At 62.9% G+C, this 21,435-nt stretch carries 23 protein-coding genes; 10 read left to right on the top strand and 13 right to left on the bottom strand.

The annotated features are described in order from the left end of the window. Positions 1–42: 42 nt before the first annotated feature. Genes P7A97_RS11770 through rpoE form a run of 5 tightly spaced genes read right to left on the bottom strand, consistent with a single transcriptional unit; the run spans position 43 to position 4,068 of the window. Positions 43–1,464, bottom strand: a complete 1,422-nt coding sequence (locus P7A97_RS11770; protein ID WP_277690133.1) for a DegQ family serine endoprotease — start codon at positions 1,462–1,464, stop codon at positions 43–45. Positions 1,465–1,498: 34 nt separating this feature from the next. Then, on the bottom strand, positions 1,499–1,942 hold the full coding sequence (locus tag P7A97_RS11765) for a SoxR reducing system RseC family protein (protein WP_277690132.1): 444 nt from the start codon (positions 1,940–1,942) through the stop codon (positions 1,499–1,501). Then, positions 1,939–2,865, bottom strand: a complete 927-nt coding sequence (locus P7A97_RS11760; protein ID WP_277690131.1) for a MucB/RseB C-terminal domain-containing protein — start codon at positions 2,863–2,865, stop codon at positions 1,939–1,941. Before P7A97_RS11760 ends, P7A97_RS11765 begins: the two co-directional genes overlap by 4 nt. A gap of 8 nt (positions 2,866–2,873) precedes the next feature. Continuing rightward, positions 2,874–3,455 (bottom strand): RseA family anti-sigma factor, encoded by a 582-nt coding sequence (locus P7A97_RS11755; RefSeq protein WP_277690130.1) that lies wholly within the window; start codon positions 3,453–3,455, stop codon positions 2,874–2,876. Between the two features lie 31 nt (positions 3,456–3,486). Further along, positions 3,487–4,068, bottom strand: coding sequence for an RNA polymerase sigma factor RpoE (gene rpoE, locus P7A97_RS11750; RefSeq protein WP_277690129.1), 582 nt, complete (start codon positions 4,066–4,068; stop codon positions 3,487–3,489). Between the two features lie 334 nt (positions 4,069–4,402). On the opposite strand from rpoE, the gene nadB reads away from it, so the two are divergent. Continuing rightward, entirely contained in the window at positions 4,403–6,019 is a 1,617-nt protein-coding gene (gene nadB, locus P7A97_RS11745; RefSeq protein WP_277690128.1) for an L-aspartate oxidase, read from the top strand. On the opposite strand, the gene P7A97_RS11740 is transcribed toward nadB, so the two are convergent. Both P7A97_RS11740 and P7A97_RS11735 read right to left on the bottom strand, forming a co-directional pair. Next, positions 5,988–6,440: a protein YgfX gene (locus P7A97_RS11740; RefSeq protein WP_277690127.1), complete on the bottom strand. Its 453-nt coding sequence runs from the start codon at positions 6,438–6,440 to the stop codon at positions 5,988–5,990. The two genes, nadB and P7A97_RS11740, sit on opposite strands and share 32 nt — an antisense overlap. Next, positions 6,424–6,678 (bottom strand): succinate dehydrogenase assembly factor 2, encoded by a 255-nt coding sequence (locus tag P7A97_RS11735; protein WP_277690126.1) that lies wholly within the window; start codon positions 6,676–6,678, stop codon positions 6,424–6,426. The genes P7A97_RS11740 and P7A97_RS11735 overlap by 17 nt, the downstream gene beginning before the upstream one ends. 117 nt (positions 6,679–6,795) lie before the next feature. Between P7A97_RS11735 and P7A97_RS11730 the strand changes: the two genes are divergently transcribed. The 4 genes from P7A97_RS11730 (at position 6,796) to P7A97_RS11715 (ending at position 9,576) form a co-directional block, all read left to right on the top strand. Continuing rightward, on the top strand, positions 6,796–7,737 hold the full coding sequence (locus tag P7A97_RS11730) for a folate-binding protein YgfZ (RefSeq protein ID WP_277690125.1): 942 nt from the start codon (positions 6,796–6,798) through the stop codon (positions 7,735–7,737). 110 nt (positions 7,738–7,847) lie between these two features. Next, positions 7,848–8,684 (top strand): HDOD domain-containing protein, encoded by an 837-nt coding sequence (locus P7A97_RS11725; protein WP_277690124.1) that lies wholly within the window; start codon positions 7,848–7,850, stop codon positions 8,682–8,684. A gap of 136 nt (positions 8,685–8,820) precedes the next feature. Continuing rightward, positions 8,821–9,285: a hypothetical protein gene (locus P7A97_RS11720; RefSeq protein ID WP_277690123.1), complete on the top strand. Its 465-nt coding sequence runs from the start codon at positions 8,821–8,823 to the stop codon at positions 9,283–9,285. Positions 9,286–9,300: 15 nt separating this feature from the next. Next, on the top strand, positions 9,301–9,576 hold the full coding sequence (locus P7A97_RS11715; protein ID WP_277690122.1) for a hypothetical protein: 276 nt from the start codon (positions 9,301–9,303) through the stop codon (positions 9,574–9,576). A 19-nt stretch (positions 9,577–9,595) separates the two neighbouring features. Here P7A97_RS11715 and P7A97_RS11710 read toward each other — a convergent pair whose 3' ends face one another. Next, positions 9,596–10,987, bottom strand: a complete 1,392-nt coding sequence (locus tag P7A97_RS11710) for a sensor histidine kinase (RefSeq protein WP_277690121.1) — start codon at positions 10,985–10,987, stop codon at positions 9,596–9,598. Continuing rightward, positions 10,980–11,651, bottom strand: a complete 672-nt coding sequence (locus P7A97_RS11705; protein WP_277690120.1) for a response regulator — start codon at positions 11,649–11,651, stop codon at positions 10,980–10,982. Before P7A97_RS11705 ends, P7A97_RS11710 begins: the two co-directional genes overlap by 8 nt. Before the next feature lie 208 nt (positions 11,652–11,859). Here P7A97_RS11705 and P7A97_RS11700 point away from each other — a divergent pair, with 208 nt between their 5' ends. The 5 genes from P7A97_RS11700 to P7A97_RS11680 all read left to right on the top strand — a co-directional run bounded on the left by P7A97_RS11700 (position 11,860) and on the right by P7A97_RS11680 (position 17,225). Further along, complete coding sequence (locus P7A97_RS11700; RefSeq protein ID WP_277690119.1) at positions 11,860–13,110, top strand: OprD family porin; 1,251 nt, start codon at positions 11,860–11,862, stop codon at positions 13,108–13,110. Positions 13,111–13,140: 30 nt separating this feature from the next. Beyond that, entirely contained in the window at positions 13,141–14,115 is a 975-nt protein-coding gene (locus P7A97_RS11695) for a tripartite tricarboxylate transporter substrate binding protein (protein WP_277690118.1), read from the top strand. 147 nt (positions 14,116–14,262) lie between these two features. Further along, positions 14,263–14,703: a tripartite tricarboxylate transporter TctB family protein gene (locus P7A97_RS11690; RefSeq protein ID WP_277690117.1), complete on the top strand. Its 441-nt coding sequence runs from the start codon at positions 14,263–14,265 to the stop codon at positions 14,701–14,703. Positions 14,704–14,707: 4 nt separating this feature from the next. Next, positions 14,708–16,216, top strand: coding sequence for a tripartite tricarboxylate transporter permease (locus P7A97_RS11685; protein ID WP_277690116.1), 1,509 nt, complete (start codon positions 14,708–14,710; stop codon positions 16,214–16,216). Beyond that, complete coding sequence (locus tag P7A97_RS11680; RefSeq protein ID WP_277690115.1) at positions 16,209–17,225, top strand: AbrB family transcriptional regulator; 1,017 nt, start codon at positions 16,209–16,211, stop codon at positions 17,223–17,225. The genes P7A97_RS11685 and P7A97_RS11680 overlap by 8 nt, the downstream gene beginning before the upstream one ends. A gap of 38 nt (positions 17,226–17,263) precedes the next feature. Here P7A97_RS11680 and P7A97_RS11675 read toward each other — a convergent pair whose 3' ends face one another. The 4 genes from P7A97_RS11675 to P7A97_RS11660 form a co-directional block, all read right to left on the bottom strand. After that, complete coding sequence (locus P7A97_RS11675; protein ID WP_277690114.1) at positions 17,264–18,049, bottom strand: TIM barrel protein; 786 nt, start codon at positions 18,047–18,049, stop codon at positions 17,264–17,266. Then, on the bottom strand, positions 18,046–18,936 hold the full coding sequence (locus tag P7A97_RS11670; RefSeq protein WP_277690113.1) for an NAD(P)-dependent oxidoreductase: 891 nt from the start codon (positions 18,934–18,936) through the stop codon (positions 18,046–18,048). The genes P7A97_RS11675 and P7A97_RS11670 overlap by 4 nt, the downstream gene beginning before the upstream one ends. A gap of 93 nt (positions 18,937–19,029) precedes the next feature. Then, complete coding sequence (locus P7A97_RS11665) at positions 19,030–19,347, bottom strand: ComEA family DNA-binding protein (RefSeq protein WP_277690112.1); 318 nt, start codon at positions 19,345–19,347, stop codon at positions 19,030–19,032. Positions 19,348–19,433: 86 nt separating this feature from the next. Further along, on the bottom strand, positions 19,434–21,431 hold the full coding sequence (locus tag P7A97_RS11660; protein ID WP_277690111.1) for a nucleoside-diphosphate sugar epimerase/dehydratase: 1,998 nt from the start codon (positions 21,429–21,431) through the stop codon (positions 19,434–19,436). Positions 21,432–21,435 lie beyond the last annotated feature (4 nt).

Raw genomic sequence — 21,435 nt, 5'->3', positions numbered from 1 at the left:
CAAAAAAGGGCGACCGTAGTCGCCCTCTGGAGATAGCCCAGGCTACTCAGCCAGCTTGAAGGTGATGAAACTCGCACGCCCCTGACGCAGCACACGCATCGATACGGAACGGTTGGCAGGAAGCTTGCTCGCAACCTGATCGAAGGCCTTGGCCGAATCGATAGCCTGATTGTTCAGATGCGTAATGACATCACCAGGACGCAGACCAATCAACGCAGCTGGGCCATTCTGCACCTCTTTAATCACCACACCCCCACGAAGATCGAGCGCCTTCTTCTGTTCGGCACTCAACTCCACGACCGACACCCCCAGACGATTGCTGCTGCGCTCGACGCCAGAGGCGTCTCCGATGGCGATCTCATCGCCATCCTCCGGCAAAGCACCGATATCCAGCTTGATGGTTTTACGATCTCCATCGCGGACCACTTCCAGCTCAGCCCGACTGCCGGGTTTCAACGCGCCCACCAAGTGCGGCAAGTCTGCCGACATGATGATCGGCTGATCGTTGAGGTTGAGAATCACATCACCCACCTGCAGACCGCCCTTCGCCGCCGGCCCACCCTCTAACACCTGAGCCACAAGAGCGCCTGCGGGTTTATCCAGACCAAAAGACTCCGCCAGATCCTTGTTTACTTCCTGAATCACTACCCCCAGCCAACCGCGACTGACCTTGCCATCGACCTTGAGCTGATTGGCGACATCCATCGCCACGCTGATTGGAATGGCGAAGGAAAGCCCCATGAAGCCACCGGAGCGAGTGAAAATCTGCGAATTGATGCCTACCACCTCACCATCCAGATTGAACAGCGGACCACCGGAGTTACCGGGATTGATCGCCACATCGGTCTGAATGAACGGCACATAATTCTCATTAGGCAGGCTGCGCCCCTTGGCCGAGACGATGCCGGCCGTCACCGAATGATCAAAACCAAATGGCGAGCCAATCGCCAGCACCCACTCACCAACCTTTAGCTCATCGGACTGACCTAACTTGACGGTCGGCAAACCCTTGCCATCCACCTTGAGCAGGGCGACATCTGTGCGAGGGTCAGCACCAATCAGCTTGGCCTCCAGCTCACTGCGATCCGACAGACGCACGATAATTTCGTCGGCGTCAGCCACCACATGATTGTTGGTCAGCACATACCCATCGTCGGAAATAATGAATCCGGAGCCCAGAGATTGAGCCTCACGCTGACGACCGCCCGGACTACGCGGCATCTGCGGAATGCTGCGCTCAAAAAACTCGCGAAACATGGGCGGCAACCCTTCCAGGTCGGGAATCTGCCCCTGCACAGCCACGTCACGCTGAGGCAATTTCTGCCGTGTACTGATATTGACGACTGCCGGTGAGGCCTGTTCAACCAGCTCAGTGAACTCCGGTAACTCGGCCCTGGCCAGAGACGCCTGCCCAAGAAGGAACAACGCCAGCAAACCGGACAACGGGGATTTCAGGCTCAACATCGACTTCAGCTCCATCCACTCAGAACACTTGAATTCACTCAACCGCCAACAGCGCTCGCAGCACCACGGGCTGCGAGTCTGGGTCATCCACAGTTTGCCGACTGCGCCAGCGCACCAGAGCCCAACCCAAGGCCAACCCAGACAGTCCCGCCATGATGATGCCAGGCTCACTGGCGCCAAGCGTCTGCACCAACAGGGCCATACTGAAGAGGCCTGTCAGAGGCAGCAGGTATAGAAGCAGTGATCCGCGCACCAGCAGGTCCTCGCGCACACCAATAATCACGGCATCACCGACCTGAAGCTGAAGACCGCACAACGCCCGCACCAAGCCGCGACCACGACCAACACCGAGCTTGTCCATCAGACCCTGACCACATCCCGCACTGGCCGAACAACTGGAACAGGTCGTTTTACGCAAGGTTTCCACCCAGACAGCGCCGGCCTCGACAGCGACCACGCGCCCCTGCTCCTCAATCACTGTGCGGGCTCCTGCATGGAAAGAGCCACACGCTCAGCAGTCCCCATAGGCACCTCTCCCACCACGGTGACCATCCTGTCACCACTGCCAGTGCTGATTCGCCTAGACACCACCGCAGTCGGCCCCAACTGGGTACGGGCATCCTCGACACCGGCACCATCGAGCGACTCGATAAATACGGTAAAGCGGGCCAAACCATCGTCATACAGCAGACTGACCAGCGATTGAGAAGAGTTCAAGGCCGTTCGCTGCAACGCGCGATTGAGCTGAAAACCTGGAGGAACCCAGCCTGCCTTCCACACAGAGGCCAGCACCTCAACCTTGTTGTAGTTCACCGCCTGACATGCACTACTGGGTTTCAGCATCGCTGCGTCGAGATCATCGCCCGACTCCAGCGTAACGAACTGGAACCGCTCAAGCAGCTGCCCCTTTTCGCTAATCAACAGGGATTTGAGCGGTAGCGCCGTCTGTTCATCGAGATGCAGCTCAAAAGCATAGCGATACTGGTCGCGTGGAATCAGAGCCAAGACCTCAGCCGCCCGGCCTGCCACACGCGAGCGACCGAGCATGCGCATCTCGTAATGTTGCCCCAGCTGCGTAGCGTCCAAATGCCGTGCCGGCCATTGCACATCAGCGACCTGATCGGCAAGAGCACCACTCACGCATTGTGGCCGCCCATCGACACGCACCACCTCATGAGACGCGCCATCGAGCTGCAGCAACCGCTCACTTACTGATGCCCCACCAGCCTGATGCCAGATGGCATGAGTGGAGAAGCTGCCGTTGCGCTCGTAGACAAAGGTACCCTGAAAGCTCTGCTTATCGGCCGCAGCCAGACGCCCTAACCATACCTGGGGTTCGGCTGCATGCGCTGAAATTACCAGGCAACTGCTGAGCAAAGCGAATAGTGGAAGAACGCGCATGGAACCTCTCAGCGGCTTTCCAGACTGGCTGCACGAGCGTAGGGCAAAGCGGAGTCAGCACCACTCACAGCCGCCTGTTGTGCGTGTTGGCGCAGATAGATAGGAAGACGCTGCTCGTGCCATCCAGAGCCTGACTGCTCAGCAACCGACTGCTGCGGCATACTGCTGCCGCTCGAATTGTAACCAGCCAGAACTGCAGGGCCTTGGACCTGCGGCAAAGCCAGTCCCGGAACCGGCGACTGTTGAGCCAACTGCGGCCCGGCGAGTTCGTCCTGATTGTAGAAACGCACACCGGCTAGAACAGCCAGAGTCACCGACGCGGCCACCGCGACACGCCCCAGCGTGCGCCAGGGACGAGCCGCACGCACGGGGAGCGCCTCATCGGCCAGAGCCGCAGACACCGCTGCTGCGATATCCAGGCGCGGCTCCAGCAACTCCTTGTGCATGACGGCACGAGCCATCTGGTAGCGCGACCAAGTAGCGCGCAGCTCAGCGTCATCGCTGGCAGCCAGCACTCGACGCAGTTCCAATTCGTCCGCTTCGTTATCCATCACCGCGGACAGCGATTCCTGCAGGGCTTCACGACTCATGGTGGTTCCTCTCTTGGCTATCGCCGCTGTCTCAGGCTTCCTGCAGCAAAGGCTGCAGGGACTTGTCGATGGCCTCACGCGCCCGGAATATCCTCGACCGCACCGTGCCAACAGGGCATTGCATGACGCTGGCAATGTCCTCATAACTCAATCCCTCGAACTCACGCAGGGTCAATGCCGTACGCAGGTCTTCGGGCAGCTGTTGGATAGTCCGATGCACTGTGGCTTCGATCTCATCCTTCAGCATCACGCGCTCCGGTGACTCGATGTCCTTGAGGCCGTGATCGCCATCGTAGAACTCCGCATCCTCGGCACTGACATCACTGTCCGGTGGCCGTCGACCGCGCGACACCAGGTAATTTTTCGCCGTATTGATGGCGATGCGGTACAGCCAGGTATAGAAAGCGCTGTCGCCGCGAAAATTACCCAGCGCCCGGTACGCCTTGATAAAGGCTTCCTGCGCCACATCCTGAGCCTCATGACTGTCGTGCACGAAGCGCACGATCAATCCGAGGATCTTGTGCTGGTACTTCAGCACCAGCAAATCGAAGGCCCGCTTGTCGCCGCGCTGCACCCGCTCGACCAGCTGCTGATCGTCTTCCTGGGTTAGCATCGATACTCCTCATTTGCCTCGAAGGAGTTCGCTAGCGGCCAGTCCACTCGCCTGCCTGGATAGACTCGGGCTCTGCGCAAAAGTTCTCCCCTCCGAACACGTTTCGCACCGCCTCTCGGCTCTGGCGAAAAACTGCAGTGGCTTCTCGCCACCGCCTGATTATTCTGCAGCCAAGCAGCGGCCATGCACGCTCCCGGCAACTCCCGTTGGAACCTGATCAACTAAGAAAGTTCCAAGACATCTCTCTCAGTCATAAGGCAGCTATTGTGCTGAACACCCCGTCTATATACTAGGCAGCGCAACTCGATAGCGACCTGAAGAGAAACCACAGTCGATGAGCCAACACTTCCAGCATGATGTTCTGATCATCGGCAGCGGTGCCGCGGGCCTGACACTGGCCCTTACTCTGCCTGATCATCTGAGCATCGCCGTGCTGAGCAAGGGCGATCTTGCCAACGGTTCCACCTATTGGGCGCAGGGTGGTGTCGCTGCCGTACTGGATGATAGCGATACGGTCGAGTCTCACGTCGGCGACACCCTGAACGCCGGAGGCGGCCTATGCCGCGAGGACGCCGTGCGCTTCACCGTCGAGCACAGCCGTGAAGCCATCCAGTGGCTGATCGAGCAAGGCGTGCCCTTCACTCGCGACGAAGAACCCGACCGCGAAGACGGCGGCTTCGAGTTTCACCTCACCCGCGAGGGCGGACACAGCCATCGGCGTATCATCCACGCCGCCGACGCCACCGGCGCCGCGATATTCAATACCCTGCTGGCACGAGCCAGCCAGCGCGACAACATCGAACTGCTCGAGCAGCGCGTAGCAGTCGACCTGATCACCGAACGCAAACTCGGCCTGGCTAGCGATCGCTGCCTGGGCGCCTATGTACTGAACCGCGCCAGTGGCGAAGTGGACACCCATAGCGCCCGCTTCGTCGTTCTCGCTACCGGCGGCGCCGCCAAGGTCTACCTCTATACCAGCAACTCCGACGGCGCCTGCGGCGACGGCATCGCCATGGCCTGGCGCGCCGGCTGCCGCGTGGGCAACCTGGAATTCAATCAGTTCCACCCCACCTGCCTGTACCACCCACAGGCCAAGAATTTCCTGATTACCGAGGCCCTGCGTGGCGAGGGAGCCCTACTACGCCTGCCCAATGGCGAGCGTTTCATGCAGCGTTTCGACGAGCGCGCCGAGCTGGCCCCGCGCGATATCGTCGCCCGCGCCATCGACCACGAGATGAAGCGCTTGGGGATCGACTGCGTCTATCTGGACATCAGCCACCAGCCGGAAGACTTCATCAAGAGTCATTTCCCCACCGTCTATGAACGCTGCCTGGGCTTTGGCATCGACATCACCCGCCAGCCCATCCCAGTCGTACCAGCCGCTCATTACACCTGCGGCGGTGTCGTCATCGACCAAAACGGCCGCACCGATGTGCCGGGACTGTATGCCATTGGCGAAACCAGCTTCACCGGCCTGCATGGCGCCAATCGCCTGGCCAGCAACTCGCTACTGGAATGTTTTGTCTATGCCCGCTCGGCCGCCGACGACATTCTCGCCCAGCTGGAGCAGGTCGAGCTGCCCGGCCAGCTCCCCGCCTGGGACGCCAGCCAAGTGACCGACTCGGACGAAGACGTGATCATCGCGCACAACTGGGACGAACTGCGGCGCTTCATGTGGGACTACGTGGGCATCGTACGCACCAACAAGCGCCTGCAGCGCGCCCAGCATCGCGTGCGTCTGCTGCTGGACGAGATCGACGAGTTCTATTCGAACTACAAGGTCAGTCGCGACCTGATCGAGCTAAGGAACCTGGCCCTGGTGGCCGAGCTGATGATCGAGTCGGCCATGCAGCGTCGCGAAAGCCGGGGCCTGCACTACACCCTGGACTACCCGAACCTGCTGACAGAGGCACAGGACACTATCCTGGCGCCGCCCACCTACGCCGGCTGAACTTCAGGCGCGTGCGCAAGCGCCGATGCGCCTCGCGGGGCAGCGCATCACGCGCAATACACAGGCTGCGCACGCGGCACTCGCCCGACAGGCGGAAATACAGCACGACGACCAGAGGCAGGGCCAGACTGTGCGGACGCAGCTGCACGGCTTGCCAGCCGCCAGATGTACTGTAGAGCTGCCATCCCTGCCCGTCCCGACGCAGCCCGGTGAAAGCCCCCGAGTGACGCAGCAGAATCTGCCGAGGCACTACCCAGACTGCATGAGCCAGACATAACGCAGCGCCACCGGCACGAAGCCATGGGGATATATCGATCAGCAAAAGCGTAAGCAGCGCCAGGCACAGCGCCGCCAGATAGAACGCCAGCAGCAGGCGCGAAGCCTGCCAGTGGCACTCGAAGTGATCACTTGGGCTGGACACGATCCAGAATCATGCGAACCATGCGCCGCAGGTCGGCGTCTTCCGGCTCGCCGCGCTGCATGAACCAGCCGAACATGTCCTGATCCTCGCACTCCAGCAACTTGCGGTAGCGAGCCTGATCCTCGGCATCCAGCGAGGAATAAACCTCGCGAACAAAGGGCACCAGCAACACATCCAGCTCCAGCATGCCGCGGCGGCTGTGCCAGAAGAGTCGGTTCAGTTCGGTTTCGTCGGCCATGCGCGGGCTCCTGTACAAAGTTGCGCAGTATAACGATGCGCCCGCCGCTGGGCACGCTGACAAGGCGACGAGCGATCTCTATGATGACGCCCTGACCTGAACAACCTGCGAGCGTCCATGGCCGACTCCGCCTTTTTTACCCTGTTGAATCACGAAGCCCTCCTCGCCGTGCGCGGCCCTGATGCCAGCAAATTTCTCCAGGGCCAGCTCACCTGCAACCTCAATTATCTCGATGAGAACACCAGCAGCCTCGGTGCACGCTGCACGCCCAAGGGCCGGATGACGTCCAGCTTTCGCATTCTGCAGGAGGGCGATGGCTACCTGTTGGCCATGGCCAACGAGTTGCTGGAAGCCCAGTTGGCTGACCTAAAAAAATATGCCGTGTTTTCCAAATCAACCCTGGCCGATGAAACCAGCGCCTGGGTACGCTTTGGCCTAAGCGGTGGCGACGCCGCTCTCCAGACGCTTGGCCTGGAGCTACCGCAAGCCGCTGGCAGCCTGGTACGCGCCAATGACTTGCTTGCCCTGCGCGTCAGCGACGTACGTGCAGAGCTTTGGGCACCAGCCGCACAAGGCGAACCCCTGCGCAGCCTTCTGGCTGCCCAGCTTGATGAGGCACCTCTCAACGACTGGCTGCTCGGCCAGGTGCGTGACGGCATCGGCCAGGTGTTCGGCGAGACGCGCGAGCTGTTCATCCCGCAGATGATCAACCTGCAGGCCTTGGGCGGCGTCAGTTTCAAGAAAGGCTGTTACACCGGCCAGGAAATCGTCGCGCGCATGCAGTACCTGGGCAAGCTCAAGCGCCGTCTCTACCGTCTCAGTCTGACTGCAGACGCGTTACCTGTGCCGGGCAGCGAGCTATTCTCACCCGTGCACGGCTCAAGCGTCGGCGAGGTCGTACTGGCCGCCCAAGCCCGCCAGGGCATCGAGTTGCTGGCCGTGCTTCAGGAAGACGCCAAGAATGATGGTCGCGTGAGCCTCGGCAGCACCGAAGGCCCTGGCCTGCAGCTGCTCGATTTGCCCTATGAGCTGAACTCAGATCGTGAAATCCAGCGCTAGATGAAAAAGCGGGTGCATCAGCCCCTGCAAACGCGGTAAAAACCGGACATCCAGAACAGAGTTCTGCCTCAGCACCTAAACTGAAGCAGCCGAATGCCCCGAGACATGAAATGAGCAAGCTTGCCGAAAAAGTCCAAGAGGAACTGATCCAGGCCATCGAGAACGATGAACTGGTGTTGCCGACCCTGCCTGAAGTCGCCCTGAAGGTGCGTGAGGCCGCGGAAGACCCGAATATCAGCATTCCCGCTCTGAGCAAGGTGATCGGCAACGATGCGGCGCTGACCGCACGCATCATCAAGGTGGTCAACAGCCCGCTGCTGCGCACCAACAAGGAGATCACCGACCTGCAAATGGCCGTTGGTCGCCTCGGCATCAACTACACCTGCAACCTGGCCACCGGCTTGGCCATGGAGCAGATGTTCCAGGCTACCAGCGACGTGGTGGACCGTAAGATGCGCGAAGTGTGGAACAAGAGCACCGAAATTGCCGGCATCTGCCACGTTCTGTGCCGCCACTACACCCGCCTGATGCCGGATCAGGCCACTCTCGCCGGTCTGGTACACCAGATCGGCGTGCTGCCGATCCTGACCTACGCCGAGGAGCACAACGCCCTGCTGGCTGACTCCATCAGTCTCAACCATGTGATCGAGCGCATCCACCCGATCATCGGCGACAAGATCCTGCGCTCCTGGGACTTTCCCGAGCCAATCGCCATCGTGCCGAGCCAGCATCTGGACTTCAGCCGCGACTCGGCCAAAGCTGACTATGTCGACATCGTGCAAGTCGCCACCCTGCAGAGCTACCTGGGCAGTGAGCACCCCTATACCCAGCTGGACTGGAGCAAGATTCCTGCCTTCGCCAAGCTCGGCCTCGACCCTAATGTCGACATGCAGGCCGACGAAGACCTCTCCGCCGCCATGGAAGCCGCCGCCAGCATGCTGCAATAAATACGCAGCCACGCAGCTTCATCCTGACTAGACTTGCAACGAACCCGGCCACAGGCCGGGGGCGATCCGCGAAGTACGCCGCGCGAGGCCGATGGATACGGTCCTCGCTTGCGAAGCTCTGGATGAGGATGCGCTCATGCCTGCGTTCCTGCTGCTCCTGCTATTTCTCGCACTCCCTGCTCAGGCCATTGAAGACATCCGCCTGACCAATGGCGAGTGGAGTCCCTATCTTGGCCAGAATCTGCCCCACCACGGTGTCGCATCGCGCATCGTCGAGGAGGCCTTTGCCCTGGAAGCTATACGCGTACGCTGGCAGTTTTACCCTTGGGCCCGCGCGCTGCAGCATGCCGAGAGCGGCAAGAGTGACGGCAGCGCCATCTGGCTGCGCAGCACTGAGCGCGAACAGGCCTTCTATGTCAGCGAACCCGTGGTGGACAGCGGCTACTACCTGTTTCACCGCAAGGATCACCCCATCGACTGGCGCGAGGTCGGCGATCTCGAGTCGCTGCGTCTCGGCGCAGCCATCGACTACGACTACGGCCCGGCCTTTCAACAGGCCGAGCAGCAGGGGCGGCTTCAGGTGCAACGCCTAAGCAATTAGGAACAGGGCCTGCGCATGCTGTTGGCGAACAGACTGGATGCCTTCCCGATAGACAAGGTGGTGGCCTTCGACCTGCTCTACAGCCAATTCAGCCGTGAAGAACGTGAACAGCCTAGCTTTCACCCCGTGCCGCTGCGCAGCGATAGCCTGCACCTGCTGTTATCGCGCAAGGTGCCGGGCAATGCCGAGCGCATGGCACGCTTCAATCGCGGCCTCAAGGTACTGCAGGACAGCGGCAAGGTCAGCCAGTACCTGCTGGAGATTCAGCAGCCCATGAGTCTGGCGCACTAGCCAGATGGAGCGGCAACCGCTAAGCCGTCGGGAAACTCACCCGCACCCGCAACCCACCTAGCGCGCCCTGCCCCAACTCGATCTCCGCGCGGTGAGCACGGCAGATCTCACCGACAATCGCCAATCCCAACCCGGCCCCTGGGCCCTGCGGATTGCGTCGGTAGAAGCGCTCGAATACCCGCTCGCGCTCCTGCGGCGGGATGCCCGGACCATCGTCCTCCACCTCCAGCACAGCCGGAGCCTGCACCCGCAGGATGACATTGCCCCCTGCCGAGGTATGCGCCAGGGCGTTGTCCACGAGGTTGTAGATCAGCTCGTGCAGCAACATCGGCTCGCCGCTCAACAACACCTCGGCCTCCGCCTCCAGTGCCAGGGCGACACCGCGCTGGTGCGCCAAAGGTGCCAGGGCCATGCCGAGTTCGCGGGCCAGCTGCGCAAGTTCGACCTGCTGCGCGCCACCCTCCTCCACCGCCCGCGCCGCGCGCTCGATACGTGCCAGCGACAGCAGCTGATTGGCCAGGTGGGTCAGGCGATCGGTGCTCTGCGCGGCCTTTTCCAGCGTGCCGTACCAGGCCTCGGGCTCGCGCTCGCGCAGTCCCAGTTCGATCCGAGCCTTAAGCGCCGCCAGCGGCGTGCGCAGCTCATGGGACGCATCGGCGATGAACTGCGCCTGGCGCTCGAACTGCTGACGCAGGCGCTCGGTGAAGTGGTTGAGCGAGGCCACCAGCGGGCGCAGCTCATCCTGCACCTGCACCATCGGCAGCGCGCTCAGATCGTCCGGACGACGCTCCTCGACCGCCGTGCGCAGCCGTTCCAGCGGGCGCAGCGCGGCACTCACCGCCAGCCACACCAGCGCCAGGCTGACCAGTGCCAGCAGGCCCATGCGCCACAGGGTATCGAGCAGCAGGCCACGGGCCATGCGCACCCGCGCCACATCGGTCTCGGCCACGCGGATCTCCGCCATGCCGTTCATGCCCGGTTCGCTGACCGGCTGCAGCAGGCTGACCACGCGCACGCCGAAACCCTGATACTCGCCGTCGTAGAAACGTGCCAGCGCCGGGTAGTCGTCGGTGCGCGGGGTGTCCGCCGCGGGCGCCGGCAGCCCCTCGTAGCCGGACACCAGGTGCCCGTCGAGATCGCTGACCTGGTAGAAGATGCGTCCCTGGCTGTCATAGGCGAACACGTCCAGCGCCACATAAGGCACGTCGGCGCGCAGCTTACCCTCGTCGGTATACAGGCCGTCGGCGATGGCCCGCGCCGAGGCCAGCAGGGTGCGGTCATAGGCTGCATCGGCTGCGGCCCGACCGTTCCAGTAGGCGCTCAGACTGCCCAGCAGCAGTGGAATAGCGAGCAACGCGGCGAGTCGCCAGAGCAGTCGCCCGCGCAAGCTGCCGACGCGCTGCTCAGCCATCGGCCGCCTCCAGCAGATAGCCCAGGCCACGGAAGGTGACGATGCGCACGCCGCTGCCTTCGAGCTTCTTGCGCAGGCGGTGAATGTAAATCTCGATGGCATCCGGACTGGCGTCCTGATCCAGGCCGAACAACTGGTCGGCCAGCTGCTCCTTGCTCATGACCCGCCCGGGCCTGGCGATGAGCGCCTCCAGCACACCCTGTTCGCGCGAGGTCAGATTCAGCGGCTGCCCGCTCAGACTAAAGCGCCGCGTGCCCAGGTCGTAGACCAGCTCGCCGCAGCGCTGTTGTTGTTCGCCACCCAGCACGCTGCGCCGCAGCAGCGCCTTGACCCGCGCCTCCAGCTCGCTCAGCTCGAAGGGTTTGGCCAGGTAATCATCGGCGCCCAGGTTGAGACCATGTACCCGATCCTTCACCTCGCCACGCGCAGTCAGCATCAGCACCGGCAGCACCTTGCCGCGTGCGCGGGTGTGCGCCAGCACCTCGAAGCCGTCACGCCGCGGCAAACCGACGTCGAGAATCGCCAGGGCGTAGTCCTCGCTGGCCAGAGCATGTTCGGCAGCCACGCCGTCGTGCAGCACATCGACGGTCAGGCCCGCGCCACGCAGGACCTGGGCCACGCTCTCGGCCAGGGGCAGATGGTCTTCGACCAGCAGGATTCGCACGGCAGTCGCTCCGGATTCTTGTCGTTGTGCCGCCGAGTTTAACGGCCGCGCCGCACCTGTGAAGGGCGCCGACGATTTCTTTCAGCCTGAAAGCCTGGTGAAAGTTTCGCCCACTAGGATCGCCGCCAGGGTGGCAAGAACCACCCACTGAGTGCCGGACGCGTGGTTGCTCCGGCACAACAAAAACAACAATCGGAGACCACCCGCAATGCGCATTGCACTGCCTGCCTCACGCCTCTCCCTGGCCATCCTGGCCGCCAGCGCCGCCGCCAACAGCCAGGCCGCCTTTATCGAAGACAGCAGCGCCACGCTGACCACCACCAACATTTACCTGAACCGCGACTTCCGTGAAGACGCCGGGCAGAACAAGCGCGAAGAGTGGGGCCAGGGCTTTCTGCTCGACATCCAGTCCGGCTATACCGAAGGCACCGTCGGCTTCGGCGTCGACGCCCTCGGCATGCTCGGCGTCAAGCTCGACTCCGGCGGCGGCCGCACCGGCACCGACCTGCTGCCCGTGCAGGACGACGGCGGCACCCCGGACGAATTCGGCCGCCTGGGCCTGACCGGCAAGGTGAAGATTTCTCAGAGCGAGTTCCGCTACGGCTCGCACATCCCCGAACTGCCGGTGGTCAAGGCCAGCGACAGCCGCCTGCTGCCGCAGGTGTTCGAAGGCGGCCTGCTGACCTCCCAGGAAATCAGCAACCTGACCTTCACCGGCGCGCGCTTCAACCAGGTAATCGACCGCGCCTCGACCAACTCCGAAGACCTGGTACTGAACAGCAAGAACAAGCGCTTCGCCAGTGGCGTGAGCGGCGACCACCTGAAACTCGCCGGCCTCGACTACCAGTTCGCCAAGGGCCTGACCGGCCGCTATTTCTATGGCGAGCTGGAAGACGTTTACCGCCAGCACTTCTTCGGCCTGCTGGCCAGCCAGCCACTGGGCGGCGGCACCTTCAGCGCCGACCTGCGCGTGTCGATCAGTGACGACAGCGGCTCGGCCGAGGCCGGCACCGTCGACAACCAGGCCTGGAACGGCATGCTCGGCTACGCCCACAGCGGCCACAAGGTCAGCCTCGGCTACCAGCAGATGAACGGCGACACCGGCTTCGCCTACCTCGATGGCAGCGATCCATTCCTGGTCAACTTCGTCCAGATCAACGACTTCGCCAACGCCGACGAGCGTTCCTGGCAGGCCCGCTACGACTACAACTTCGCCGCCCTCGGCCTGCCCGGCCTGAGCTTCCTGACCCGCTACATCAAGGGCGACAACGCCGAAGTCGCCGGCAGCACGGAAGAAGGCCGCGAGTGGGAACGCGACATCGAGTTCAAGTACGTGGTGCAGACCGGTCCGCTGAAAGACCTCTACGTGCGTCTGCGCAACGCCAGCTTCCGTTCCAGCTTCGCCCGTGACGCCGACGAGAACCGCGTGATCGTCGGTTACTCCCTGCCCATCTGGTAAGCCACAATAAAACTCCACAGGAGAAAGACGATGAAAACTGCCCTGTCCCGTATCGCCCTGGCCCTCGGTACCCTGGCCCTGAGCAGCCAGCTGCTGGCCGAACCCAAGCGCCCCGAATGCATCGCCCCGGCCAAGCCCGGCGGCGGCTTCGACCTGACCTGCAAACTTGCCCAGAGCGGCCTGAAAGACAGCGGCCTGCTCAAGGCTCCGATGCGCGTCACCTACATGCCCGGCGGCGTTGGCGCCGTGGCCTACAACGCGGTGGTCGCCCAGCGCCCCAAGGAGGCCGGCACCATCACCGCCTTCTCCTCCGGCTCGCTGCTCAACCTGGCCCAGGGCAAGTTCGGTCGCTATGACGAGAACGCCGTGCGTTGGCTGGCCGGCATCGGCACCGACTACGGCGCCATCAGCGTGCGCGCCGACTCGCCCTACCAGACCCTCGACGATCTGGTACAGGCGCTGAAGAAGGAGCCGGGCAAAATCGTCTTCGGCGCTGGCGCCACCATTGGCGGCCAGGACTGGATGCAGACCGCGCTGATCGCCCGCGCCGCCGGCATCGAGCCGCAGAAGCTGCGCTACGTGGCCTTCGAAGGCGGCGGCGAGACCCTCACCGCCATGCTCGGCGGTCACGTACAGGTCACCTCCAGCGGCCTCGGCGAAGTCACCCCGCAACTGGCCGCCGGCAAGATCCGCGTGCTGGCGGTGCTCTCCGACGAACGCCTGCCGGGCAAGCTGAGCAACCTGCCCACCGCCAAGGAGCAGGGCTACGCCATCAGCTGGCCGGTGATCCGCGGCTTCTACATGGGTCCGGAAGTCAGCGACGAGGACTTCAACTGGTGGAAAGGCCAGTTCGACCAGATGCTGGCCCGCGAAGACTTCGCCCAGCTGCGCGAGCAGCGCGACCTGTTCCCCCTGGCCATGACCGGCGACGAGCTCAAGGCCTTCGTGCTCAAGCAGGTGCAGGAATACAAGGTGCTGGCCGGCGAATTCGGCCTGGTCCAATAGGGAAGCTGCTGCGCTAGGAAAGGCGGTGTTGGCAGGCGGCTCGGCTCGGTCATTGGGTTAACCCAACTCCCTCGCCTCGCCGCCTCCCGCCTTGCCTTTCCGTCGCTCGCGACGCTTCCCGCCCCTATCTTCACGAGGACTTCCATCATGTACGACCGCCTGTTCGGCGCGGTCTGGTTGCTGCTGTGCGCCGGACTGGCCGTGATCGCCTGGGGTTTTCAGGCACCGTTCTCCTACGACCCGGTCGGCCCGCGTGCCTACCCGCTGCTGCTGCTGGTGCTGATGGCCGCCGGCTCGCTGTGGCTGATCCTGCGCCCCAGCCACCTCGAACACCTGCTGACCCGCCACCAGAGCCTGCGCGCCCTGCTCTGCGTACTGGTACTGCTGGCCTACGCCCTGCTGTTCGAGCCGCTTGGCTTCATCCCCAGTACCGCCCTGGCCGCCACCGTGCTCGGCCTGTTGTTCGGCGGGCGCCCAATGTCCTGTGTGATTTCCGGCGTGCTCATGGGTGTGTTGCTGTACGTGCTGTTCGATCTGACTCTCGACGTACCGCTGCCGCTGGGCGTCCTCTCTTTCCTGGTGGAGTAACGACATGGAAACCTTGAACTTCCTGGCCCAGGGCTTCGATGTCGCCCTGCGCCCGATCAATTTGCTGATGGCCCTGTTCGGCGCCTTCGTCGGCACCATCGTCGGCATGCTGCCGGGCCTCGGCCCGATCAACGGCGTGGCCCTGCTGCTGCCGCTGGCCTTTGCCCTCGGCCTGCCGCCGGAAACCGCGCTGATTCTGCTGGCCGCCGTGTACCTGGGCTGCGAGTACGGCGGGCGTATCTCCGCCATCCTGCTCAACGTGCCGGGCGACGCCGCGGCGATCATGACCACCCTCGACGGCTACCCGCTGGCACGCCAGGGCAAGGCCGGCATCGCCCTGTCGCTGTCCGCCGTGTGCTCGTTCATCGGCAGCACCATCGCCACCATCGGCGTGGTGCTGTTCGCCCCGCTGCTGGCCAAATGGGCGGTGGCCTTCGGCCCGGCCGAGTACTTCGTGCTGATGGTGTTCGCCATCACCTGCCTCGGCGGCATGGTCGGCGACAAGCCGGTCAAGACCCTGATGGCCGCGCTGATGGGCCTGGGCCTGGCGACGGTCGGCGTGGACGCAACCACCGGCGTGTACCGCTTCACCTTTGACAGCGTCAGCCTGTCCGATGGCATCCAGTTCGTCATCGTGGTGATCGGCCTGTTCAGCGTCAGCGAGATCCTGCTGATGCTGGAGAAGACTGCCAGCGGCCAGCAGGCAATCAAGGCCAGCGGCCGCCTGCTGTTCAATTTCAAGGAATTCTGCTCGGTCGGCTGGACCGCCGTGCGCAGCGGCCTCACCGGTTTCGTCATCGGCACCCTGCCCGGCGCCGGCGCCACCATCGCCAGTGCCATGACCTACATGACCGAGAAGCGTATCGCCGGTGACAAGGGTCGCTTCGGCCAGGGTGACCTGCGCGGCCTGGCCGCCCCGGAAGCGGCCAACAACGCCTCGGCCTGCGGCTCGATGATCCCCATGCTGACCCTCGGCGTGCCGGGCTCGGGCACCACCGCGGTGATGATCGGCGCCCTGACCCTGTACAACATCACCCCCGGCCCGCTGCTGTTCGAGCAGCAGCCCGACGTGGTGTGGGGCCTGATCGCCTCGCTGTTCATCGGCAACGTCATCCTGCTGGTGATGAACATCCCGCTGGTCGGTCTGTTCTCGCGCATGCTCAGCGTACCCAACTGGGTACTGGTGCCGGCGATCATCATCGTCAGCCTGGTTGGCGTGTACGCGGTGCACAGCACCACCTTCGACCTGGTGCTGATGATCGGCCTCGGCGTGTTCGGCTACCTGCTGCGCAAGATGGACTTCCCCCTGTCGGCACTGATCCTCGGCTTCGTCCTTGGCGAGCTGATGGAAGACAACCTGCGCCGCGCCCTGTCGATCTCCAACGGCGAGCTGGGCATCCTCTGGGCCAGCCCGATCAGCCTTGTGCTCTGGGCTCTGGCCGCGCTGATGCTGGCCATGCCGGGCCTGCGCTGGTGGCGCAACCGCCGTCGCCTGCACGCCTCGCATGCCTAACTGGCTACTCACCCCGCTCGCCGGCGCCGCCGGCGGCTACCTGGCCAGCCTGATCGGCTGGCCTTTGCCGTGGATGGTCGGCTCGCTGCTGGCGGTGATCCTGCTGCGCTGCCTGGGCGGGCTCGACCTGTGCGAAGTGCCGGGCGCGCGCAAGACCGGGCAATGGCTGGTCGGCACCGGCATCGGCCTGCATTTCAGCCCGGCCGTGGTCGAACAGGTAGTTGCTCATGCCGGGCTGCTGGTCGCCGGCGCCCTGCTCACCAGCCTCACCTGCCTGATCGGCATCGCCCTGCTGCGCAGCAGCGGCCATGACCGGGCCACCGCCTTCTTCGCCAGCATGCCCGGCGGCGCCAGCGAAATGGTCAACCTGGGCCTGCGCAATGGCGCCAACGCCAGCCAGGTGGCTGCCGCGCAGAGCCTGCGCCTGTTGCTGGTGGTGCTTTGCGTGCCGGCGCTGTTCCAGTGGTGGCTGGGCGTACCGCCGGCCCTGACGCACAGCGGCGGAGAGACGGATCTGCCACTGCTCGCCGCGCTGCTGGCTGGCGGCGCGCTATTCGCCCTGGTCTGGCAGCGCCTGCGCCAACCCAACCCCTGGCTGCTCGGGCCACTGCTGTTCAGTGCCATCGCCGTCGTGCTGCTGGATACATCGCTGAGCTTGCCCCAGGGCACCAGCGAACTGGGACAGTGGCTGATCGGCAGCGCCTTGGGCTGCCACTTCAACCGCGCGTTCTTTCGCGGCGCGCCACGTTTCGTCGCAGTGCTGCTGCTGGCCACCGGCCTGGCCATGCTTGCCGCCGCACTGGCCGCCGAGGGCCTGAGCTGGCTGGGCCAACTCGACCCGCGCTCGCTGATGCTGGGCATGATGCCCGGCGGCATCGCCGAGCTGAGCCTGACCGCCGAAGCCCTGGCCCTCTCGGTGCCACTGATCACCGGGCTGCAGGTGCTGCGCCTGATGTGCGTGCTGTTTCTCGCTGAACCGCTATTCAGGCTCTGGCAACGCCGTCACTGAGCACGCTTTGACCCATTTCGGCGGGTCTTCTTGTCTGTCTATGCCGTGACAGCCCGCCAATACGGCAGCCAATCCAGGCCTGCCGGGGTTGGCCCGGAGGGCTTGTACTCCGCCCCCAGCCAGCCCTGATAGCCAGTATCCTTGAGCCGGCGCAACAGCGGCTCGAAGTCCAGCGTGCCCGCCCCCGGCGCACCACGCCCCGGGCAATCGGCAAACTGCACATGGCCGATACGTCCAGCAAGCAGGTCGATGCCCGCCGCAATATCCAACCCTTGCCGGGCCATATGGTAGAGATCGAACTGCGCCTGGCAGTTGGGGTGATCGACCCGACGCAGCAGCTGGTCGAGATCCTCCGGGGTGTTGATCAGAAAGCCCGGCATATCCAGCGGATTGATGGCCTCGCACAGCACGCGAATCCCCAGCAGCGAAAAGGCCTCTGCAGCCTTCTTCAGGTTGGCGGCCAGGCACTCCAGCGCCTGCTCCCGCGTCACACCCTCCAGCAAGCGCCCCGGCAGCACATTGACGCACAGTGGCCGCACCATGGCCGCGTAGGTCAGCGCCTCCTGCAATGCTGCATCGAACTGGGTTTGCCGCGCGGGTACCGCCGCCAACCCGGCGCCGCCGGCCATCAGATCGCCTGCTGGCAGATTGATCAGCACCAACGGCAAGCCGGCCCGTACCAGCAACTCCTGCAGGCGCAGTGCAGGCAATTCGTAAGGAAACTGGATTTCGACGCCATCGAACCCGGCCGCCACGGCAGCCTGGACTCGATCCGCCAGCGGCAACTCAGTGAACAGCAACGACAGGTTGGCGCAAATCTTCATTGCGACGCCTCGCGAAACAGGCGAACCAGCGTTGCAGGATCCTGCTCCAGATAACCCTGGCTGCCGTGCAGACGCATCAGCTGTGCCGCCAGGCCACTCATCGGCGTTGCCCCGCCCTGCTCACGAGCCAGCTTGACGGCGGTGTCCAGGTCCTTGAGCAAGGTGCGTACATGCCACTTGATCGGCTCGAACTGACTGTCGGCCATCTGCGGCGCCAGAATCTGCAGCGGCTTGGAGTCGGCAAAGCCGCCAGCCAGAGCCGGTGCCAACAATGCAGCATCAACTCCCGCCCGTTCGGCCAACGCCACCACCTCGGCAATCACCAGGGCATTGCACGCCACCAGCATCTGGTTGCAGACCTTGGTGACCTGACCCGCACCCACGTCGCCCATGCGGGTCAAGCGTTGGCCCAGGTGCGCTAATATCGGGCGGATACGCTCGATGTCTTCCTCGCGGCCACCAGCCATGATCGCCAGAGTTCCTGCCTCGGCGCCTGGAGTACCGCCGGAGACGGGTGCATCTACCCAGCGCATGCCGGTGCGCGACTCCAACGCCGCAGCCATTTCGCGAGTGGCCGCAGGCTCCAGGCTGGAAAAATCCACCAGCAGCTGCCCAGGCTTGGCACGTTCAGCGATACCATCGGCGTCGAACACCACCGAGCGCACGGCCGCCGTATCCGCCAGGCACAGCATGACCAGATCGACCTCGGCGCACAAAGCAGCAGGGGTGTGCTCGATAACCGCACCAAGCGCCTGCAGTTCGGAGCATTTGTCCGGCGAGCGATTCCACACATGCAGCGGATGACCAGCAGCCAGTAGCCGCCGGCACATGGGCAGCCCCATCAAGCCAATACCGACGAAGCCGAGAGAAGGGAGGGAAGATGGCACGCGCGAACTCCTGCTCGAATAAGAGCCGGCATTGTAGCCCGCGCATAAAGCAAAAAAGCCGGTCAGTGACCGGCTTCTCCTGGCAGGGCTGCGTCAATTGACGCTAAGGCGCGCCCGATTCTTCTCCAGCGTCGCCGGGCCGATACCTTTAACCTCCAGCAGCTCATCCACCGAAGCGAAAGGGCCATTGGTGTCTCGGTGATCGACTATCGCCTGAGCCTTGACTTGGCCAATACCGACCAGCTCGGCCTGCAGCGTGGCGGCATCTGCCGTGTTGAGGTTGACCTGGGAGGCGACTTGCTGAGCTTCAACAACCGGCTCTGGCGGGGCCTTTGACTCGACGGCAGTGGCATTGAAAGAGAAAGCGGTCAAGCAGGAGAACAGCAGTGCAGCAACATGCATCTTGGCCATGGTAAAGCTCCATTTCGTGAGTATGAGCGCGATTCCCATCACGCACGAACAAAGCTAGCCATCCACCAATAGCTGTCAAACCGCCACTATCGATCTTTTGTGCGGTTCTGCACATGAATCCAGTCGACTATTTCACCTTCCGGCGCATAGCCATTTACTGTCTCGCGCAACAGTTGCCTGACCCTGTCGTAATCGTCCCGCTGCAAGGCCGCCAGCAGCTCATCCAGAACCGACTTCAGGGCCTCCCAAGAGAGATGCTCTTCGCTGGCGCGCATGATCATCGGATGCTCGGTAGGGCTGACGTTGTCGCCAATCAGCAATTCCTCGTACAACTTCTCTCCCGGCCGCAGGCCGGTGAACTCGATCTCGATGTCGCCATGTGGGTTACGTTCAGAACGAATACTTAGGCCCGAGAGGTGGATCATCTTCTCGGCGAGATCGAGGATTTTGACCGGCTGCCCCATGTCCAGCACAAAAACATCCCCACCCTGCCCCATGGCTCCCGCCTGAATCACCAACTGGGCGGCCTCGGAGATGGTCATGAAGTAGCGGGTGATAGACGGATGGGTGACCGTGACGGCCTGCCCTTTCTTGATTTGCTCGCGGAACAGGGGGATGACAGAGCCGGAAGAACCCAGCACGTTCCCGAAACGCACCATGGTGAAGCGGGTTTTATTGACCTGATGCAATTCGGAGGGATCGCCGAACAACACCGGGGCACTTTCTTTGCTCAATCCTTGAAGTACCAACTCTGCCAGGCGCTTGCTGCTGCCCATGATGTTGGTTGGGCGAACGGCCTTGTCCGTGGAGATCAGCACAAAGTGCTCCACTCCCTCTTTGAGTGCTGCCTGCGCCGCCCCCAGAGTACCCAGCACATTGTTGCGCACGCCTTCGGCGATGTTGTGCTCGACCATGGGTACATGCTTATAGGCAGCCGCATGGTAAACAGTGTTCACGCCCCAGGCCCGCATCACATGCTGCATAAGCTGCTGGTTACGCACCGAAGCCAGTATCGGTACGAGCCGAATCGGTAGCGATTCCCTGCGAATCGAGGCCTCCAACTCGGCGTGAATGCTGTACAGATTGAACTCGGCATGCTCAACCAAGACCAGCACCTTGGGCTGTGTACCAATCACCTGACGAGATATTTCGGAGCCGATGGAGCCGCCAGCACCGGTCACCATGACCACCTTGCCCCGCACGCAACGCTCGAACAACTCAGGCTGCGGCGGTACGGGATCACGACCTAACAGATCAGCGATATCAACTTCCTGGATATCGTCGACCCTGACCTTGCCGTTGGCCAGATCCATGATTCCAGGCACCGAACGAATATGCAGCGGAAAAGACTCCAGGTACTGCAGTATTTCCTTGCGTCTGGAGCGACTCGCGGACGGCAAGGCCAAGAGAATTTCCTGGGCCCCAGTCTCATTGATCATCTGCGCAATATGCTTGGGCTTGTAGACCTTGAGCCCTGCGATAACCTGAGTGGCGATAGCTCCATCGTCATCGATAAAGGCAACAGGGCGCATCGAGCGCCCCATACGCAACGCAGCAACCAATTGGTTACCTGCCGTCCCGGCCCCATAAACGGCAACACGGGGCAAGCTATCCTCTCTAGAGCCTGCCATGCTCATCCCGGAGAGCCCGTTGAACCAGTCCCCCAGGAAATACTGCCGCATCAGCAACCGCATCCCCCCGGCAAGGATCAAGCTCAGCCACCAGTAATTGAACACCAAGGAGCGTGGGACCATGGCAGGCGCATCACGGTACCAATACACCAGCAATGCCATTAATAGTGAAGAGACCGTGACGGCCTTGAAGATACTCACCAGGGCATCATTGCCCATGTAACGCAATACAGCCCTGTACATGCCGGAGCGGACGTAGACAGGGATAGCAATGGCCGGGGCAGCCAAAAATAACCAGTAGTGATCGCCGAAGGGGTTGATCAGCTTATCGGAGCCCAATCGAACCCAGAAAGCCAGCCAGAGTGCCAGCCAAGAAACGAGGACATCGGCACCCACCTGAAGCAACCGCTTGTAGCGACGAGGCCAGCTCACCAGCCATGCGCGAAAACTCATAGGC

The sequence above is a fragment of the Pseudomonas sp. GOM6 genome (genome assembly GCF_029537485.1).
In the GTDB taxonomy this organism is placed as follows: Bacteria; Pseudomonadota; Gammaproteobacteria; order Pseudomonadales; family Pseudomonadaceae; genus Aquipseudomonas.
The sequence above is the reverse complement of the archived record's forward strand: the minus strand, read 5'-3'. Positions and strand labels throughout refer to the sequence as shown.

What these genes read in the sequence shown, in the direction of transcription:
- P7A97_RS11755 (WP_277690130.1), bottom strand. Translation starts at nt 3,455, where the DNA reads ATGAGTCGTGAAGCCCTGCAGGAATCGCTGTCCGCGGTGATGGATAAC.
- P7A97_RS11675 (WP_277690114.1), bottom strand. Translation starts at nt 18,049, where the DNA reads ATGAAGATTTGCGCCAACCTGTCGTTGCTGTTCACTGAGTTGCCGCTG.
- P7A97_RS11680 (WP_277690115.1), top strand. Translation starts at nt 16,209, where the DNA reads ATGCCTAACTGGCTACTCACCCCGCTCGCCGGCGCCGCCGGCGGCTAC.
- P7A97_RS11760 (WP_277690131.1), bottom strand. Translation starts at nt 2,865, where the DNA reads ATGCGCGTTCTTCCACTATTCGCTTTGCTCAGCAGTTGCCTGGTAATT.
- P7A97_RS11700 (WP_277690119.1), top strand. Translation starts at nt 11,860, where the DNA reads ATGCGCATTGCACTGCCTGCCTCACGCCTCTCCCTGGCCATCCTGGCC.
- rpoE (WP_277690129.1), bottom strand. Translation starts at nt 4,068, where the DNA reads ATGCTAACCCAGGAAGACGATCAGCAGCTGGTCGAGCGGGTGCAGCGC.
- P7A97_RS11660 (WP_277690111.1), bottom strand. Translation starts at nt 21,431, where the DNA reads ATGAGTTTTCGCGCATGGCTGGTGAGCTGGCCTCGTCGCTACAAGCGG.
- P7A97_RS11770 (WP_277690133.1), bottom strand. Translation starts at nt 1,464, where the DNA reads ATGTTGAGCCTGAAATCCCCGTTGTCCGGTTTGCTGGCGTTGTTCCTT.
- P7A97_RS11715 (WP_277690122.1), top strand. Translation starts at nt 9,301, where the DNA reads ATGCTGTTGGCGAACAGACTGGATGCCTTCCCGATAGACAAGGTGGTG.
- P7A97_RS11685 (WP_277690116.1), top strand. Translation starts at nt 14,708, where the DNA reads ATGGAAACCTTGAACTTCCTGGCCCAGGGCTTCGATGTCGCCCTGCGC.
- P7A97_RS11695 (WP_277690118.1), top strand. Translation starts at nt 13,141, where the DNA reads ATGAAAACTGCCCTGTCCCGTATCGCCCTGGCCCTCGGTACCCTGGCC.
- P7A97_RS11730 (WP_277690125.1), top strand. Translation starts at nt 6,796, where the DNA reads ATGGCCGACTCCGCCTTTTTTACCCTGTTGAATCACGAAGCCCTCCTC.
- P7A97_RS11720 (WP_277690123.1), top strand. Translation starts at nt 8,821, where the DNA reads ATGCCTGCGTTCCTGCTGCTCCTGCTATTTCTCGCACTCCCTGCTCAG.
- nadB (WP_277690128.1), top strand. Translation starts at nt 4,403, where the DNA reads ATGAGCCAACACTTCCAGCATGATGTTCTGATCATCGGCAGCGGTGCC.
- P7A97_RS11665 (WP_277690112.1), bottom strand. Translation starts at nt 19,347, where the DNA reads ATGGCCAAGATGCATGTTGCTGCACTGCTGTTCTCCTGCTTGACCGCT.
- P7A97_RS11710 (WP_277690121.1), bottom strand. Translation starts at nt 10,987, where the DNA reads ATGGCTGAGCAGCGCGTCGGCAGCTTGCGCGGGCGACTGCTCTGGCGA.
- P7A97_RS11725 (WP_277690124.1), top strand. Translation starts at nt 7,848, where the DNA reads ATGAGCAAGCTTGCCGAAAAAGTCCAAGAGGAACTGATCCAGGCCATC.
- P7A97_RS11690 (WP_277690117.1), top strand. Translation starts at nt 14,263, where the DNA reads ATGTACGACCGCCTGTTCGGCGCGGTCTGGTTGCTGCTGTGCGCCGGA.
- P7A97_RS11735 (WP_277690126.1), bottom strand. Translation starts at nt 6,678, where the DNA reads ATGGCCGACGAAACCGAACTGAACCGACTCTTCTGGCACAGCCGCCGC.